The 2,527-nt window shown below is 73.8% G+C and carries 2 protein-coding genes; one reads left to right on the top strand and one right to left on the bottom strand.

Going from position 1 to position 2,527, the window contains the following annotated elements:
- Nucleotides 1-40: 40 nt before the first annotated feature.
- Nucleotides 41-1,297 (bottom strand): lycopene cyclase family protein, encoded by a 1,257-nt coding sequence (locus KBX53_RS29360; RefSeq protein WP_210862865.1) that lies wholly within the window; start codon nt 1,295-1,297, stop codon nt 41-43.
- Nucleotides 1,298-1,470: 173 nt separating this feature from the next.
- Between KBX53_RS29360 and KBX53_RS29355 the strand changes: the two genes are divergently transcribed.
- On the top strand, nt 1,471-2,298 hold the full coding sequence (locus tag KBX53_RS29355) for a metalloregulator ArsR/SmtB family transcription factor (protein ID WP_210862863.1): 828 nt from the start codon (nt 1,471-1,473) through the stop codon (nt 2,296-2,298).
- The last annotated feature ends 229 nt before the right edge of the window (nt 2,299-2,527 follow it).

Genomic DNA, 2,527 nt, shown 5'->3' with positions numbered 1-2,527 from the left:
GCGCCGCACGGCACCCGCTCGGGGCGGGAGTCGACCCCGGTCAGGTCGGACGCGGTGCGCCGGCCGCGCCGGGCGCCGAACCCACCACCGCCGGTGGGATGGCCGGCGCGGGCCGGGTGGGGCGCAGCCGGTCGCGCACCCGGTCTGCGGCGTCACCAGCGGTCGCGTCGATCATCGGCCCCAGCCGGGTCGACTTCTTGATCGCGACCTCCTCGGCCGGAGTGGGGCCGCCGTCGAGGAAACGCAGCACCCGCGCGGCCGGGGTGCGGTCGAAGAGCCGGTCGAAGAACTCCGGACCGCCCACCCCACCCCGGTCCAGCGCCCGCAACGCCACCGCGTCCATCCAGCGGTGCCGGCGCGGGTACGCCGGCGCGGGCACCGGCGCCCGGCCGGCGGCGAGGGCGCGGGCCACCTGGTCGGCCTGGCGGTACATGGCCGAGAAGGTGAAGCCGGTGGAGGGGCGGGTCGCGCCACCGGCCGTGCCGAGCCGGACCACCCGGGGGGTGGGCCGGGCCGGGAAGGGCGCGTCGGTCATCGGGATGACCCCGTTCTCCACCTCGCGCACCCGCAACCCGGCCGGGTCCAGGCCGAGCAGGTCCCGGTAGCCGGTCAGCGCCGCGTCGTAGCCGGCGTCGGTGAGCAGGTCCGGCGAGAACTCGGTGTACTCGACCAGCGCGTAGCGGTCGCTGACCGGCAGCACGTAGCCGAAGGAGACGCCCCGGGGCGGCTGCGGGGTGCGGAAGTCCATCAGCACCGCGCGGGTCGGGTCGAACACCGGCCGGTCCGCCTCCAGCCACCACCCCCGGAAGTGCTGCAACCAGGTGGTTCGCCCCGCTCGGGCCGGCGGGCGGGGACGCGAGTCGAGCACCCAGCCGGCCCGTACGGTGCGCCCGTCGCCGGTACGCACCAGCACCCGGGTGCCGTCGTCGCGCACCGTGTCGGCCGGCGCGACGATCCGGGTGGCGTGCAGGCGTCGCTCGGCGTCGGCAGCCCGGTCGTAGACCGGGCCGGAGCGGAGCATGGCGTACCGCAGCGGGGTGAGGTCCAGGACGCGGCGGCGCGCCGCGGTCGCCACCTCGACCTGCTGCCAGCTCGCGCTGAGCAGCGGGTCCAGGTCGGTGTCGGGGTGGCCCCAGAACGCCCAGGTGCGGTCCTGACCGCGTCGGCGCACCGGGTCGACGATGGCGATCCGCTGATCCCGGACGCCGTGTCGGTCCAGTGCGGCGAGCAGCAGTGACGCCGCGCCGCCGCCACCGAGCAGCGCGAGGTCGACGTCGAGCGGCGCGGAGTCGGTCACCCGCACCACGCTGCCACACCGCCGCGCCCGACCGCGCGTCGCCATGGTGGCGACGACGCAGAGCCCATCGGGGCGGACGCGTCGGCGCGGGCGTGCGAGCCCGATTGACAGGCAACTTGCTGGCTGCCTAAGTTGATACGCAACCGCCGGGTTGCCTATTGTCGGGAGGGTCGATGGACGACGCGTTCCGGGCGCTGGCCGACCCCAGCCGGCGTCGCCTGCTCGACCGGCTCAACGACCGCAACGGACAGACCCTGCGGGAGCTCTGCGACGGGCTGGCCACCAGCCGACAGGCCGTCAGCAAGCACCTGTCGGTGCTGGAGGCCGCCAATCTCGTCACCACGGTGCGCCGCGGCCGGGAGAAGTTGCACTACCTCAACGCCGCCCCCATCAACGCCATCGCCGACCGGTGGCTCAGCCGCTACGACCGCGAGCGCGCCGCCGCCCTCGCCGACCTGACCACCGCATTGGAGCGACAAGCCATGGAAAGCCCCACCTTCGTCTACACGACCTACGTCACCACCACCGCGCAGCGACTGTGGGCCGCGCTCACGGAACCGGCGTTCACCCGCCGCTACTGGGGTGGGGTGGCGCTGATGTCGGACTGGCAGGCCGGATCGCCAGTGCTGTGGCAGGACGCGCCGGACGTCGAGCCCCGCGACCTGGGCCAGCGGGTGCTCGTCGCCGAGCCGTACCGCCGCCTCTCCTACAGCTGGCACGGCTTCCAGCCCGAGCACGCCGAGCACTTCGGCTGGTCCGCCGAGGAGCTGGCCGCCCGGCTCGGCGAGCGCCGGTCGAAGGTGACCTTCGAGATCGAGCCGCACGGCGACCGAGCCGTCCGACTGACAGTCATCCACGACGACTTCTCCCCCGACAGAGAGATGCACCGGGCGATCAGCGGCCAACTCGACGGCAGCGGTGGCTGGCCGGAGCTGCTGGCCAGCCTCAAGACGCTGGTGGAGACCGGCGAGCCGATGCCCGAACCGACCCCGGCGGGCTGACCCACGGCAACGGGCCGGCCAGGGAGCCGGCCCGCACTAAGCAGCGCCTCATTCGCGGCGTCGCCGGCAATACCTCGCCATCGGCCCAGCGGCGACAGCTCGCGGCTCTCCCCGCCTTCGGGTGGACACGTGACGGCAACGAGGATTTCTCATTTTCACCTGATCGAGGACCCAACCCACCTAGTGTTGGGCACACCGGTGCTAGTCACGGAGTTGGCCACCCGAACGA

Origin of the sequence: Micromonospora sp. M51 (assembly GCF_018070305.1) — a bacterium.
GTDB lineage: Bacteria > Actinomycetota > Actinomycetes > Mycobacteriales > Micromonosporaceae > Micromonospora > Micromonospora parva.
This window is presented reverse-complemented; position numbering and strand designations above follow the sequence as displayed.

Excerpts from the sequence above, each read along its gene's own strand:
- KBX53_RS29355 (WP_210862863.1), top strand. The coding sequence starts at position 1,471 with ATGGACGACGCGTTCCGGGCGCTGGCCGACCCCAGCCGGCGTCGCCTG.